2 protein-coding genes are annotated in these 1,111 nt (G+C 43.8%); both read right to left on the bottom strand.

What is annotated here, in order from left to right; all coding sequences use genetic code 11:
* Window positions 1-308 precede the first annotated feature (308 nt).
* On the bottom strand, window positions 309-575 hold the full coding sequence (locus tag J5224_RS29315) for a hypothetical protein (RefSeq protein WP_264628588.1): 267 nt from the start codon (window positions 573-575) through the stop codon (window positions 309-311).
* A gap of 243 nt (window positions 576-818) precedes the next feature.
* Window positions 819-1,111: ankyrin repeat domain-containing protein (locus J5224_RS29310; RefSeq protein ID WP_264628587.1), on the bottom strand; the 293-nt coding region annotated here is incomplete at its 5' end.

The following is a 1,111-nucleotide window of genomic DNA, read 5'->3' as shown; positions in this document are numbered from 1 at the left end:
TATAAACGCTGATGCTCCGGCAATCCCCGTTCAATATCACGATCTGTAACATAGAGCATAACGATAAGAAATGTCGTCACCAAACTAATAGCAGTAATTATAATGGCTAAAAGTGCCGCTGCTGGTTTTTGCTTTATATCGTTGGTGAACGCATTTAAGATCATCGGCAACGGATTCCAGCGTAAAGTTGAGGTATTAACGGTATTGGATGTACATCAGAATTAATGAACCTCATCCCTGAGGTTCACCCTGTGGGCCATAAAAAACTATTTAACTATTTTTTATTAGGGAATCAAGGGGTCACTACATCATTGTGGTCGGTAGTTGAATCCTTTCGACCAATTCCAAGCCAGTGCCATTGGAGAAATAGTTAACTGCAATATATCATTGACGTGTGTGGCCGAAATGCCAGGGATTATTCCTTTTACGCTTTTGCTTAACGCCATTAAATTTTCATGTAACTGTATTGATGGCGTTATTACTTTTTCATTAGCGACTCTTTCATCAGCGATTGCATGCATAAAACCTCCGGTTTTTTCATACGGCATGATTAACGTAGATATGGCAAGTTTCATATCCCCGCAGCGTGCAATCACTACTTTAAAGTTGATTTGGTTTTCGTCAACCCTTGTCGATTTTATTTTAGGTTTTATTTATCTGTTGTTTCGTTTTTTGCTTGGGTATTGGCTATTTTAAATGTAACTTTAATTATAAATATATAATATTTCGATAGTGGTTTAAATAATCTTTCCACCGGCAATATCAGCGCTCATCAGCACTGATATTGCCGTTATGGTGTTATCTGCCAACCGTTGACGTCACGACAACCTCGGCCCAGCCGCACCAAACCCGTGGGCGGTTGCCGTCATCATGCTCATCAGCGAGACGCAATCGGTCAGGTTGCGGCGTGAGGCGATCATCAGCGGTGTTTCCCCGGCGGCATTGGCCCGATTGGGGTCCGCGCCGGCGGTGAGCAGGCTGGTGACCATCTGGATGACGTCCTCTTCTTCAACCTCGTCTTCATCGAAGAATAACGCGGTATGCAGCGGCGTATTTTCACCGTCGTCTGGCGCATTGACGTCAAACCCTTGCTCACAGCAGAGTGTCACAA

It is taken from the genome of Candidatus Symbiopectobacterium sp. NZEC135, from assembly GCF_025962695.1.
This window is presented reverse-complemented; position numbering and strand designations above follow the sequence as displayed.

Coding starts and splice junctions, on each gene's coding strand:
- J5224_RS29315 (WP_264628588.1), bottom strand. CDS start 575: ATGAAACTTGCCATATCTACGTTAATCATGCCGTATGAAAAAACCGGA.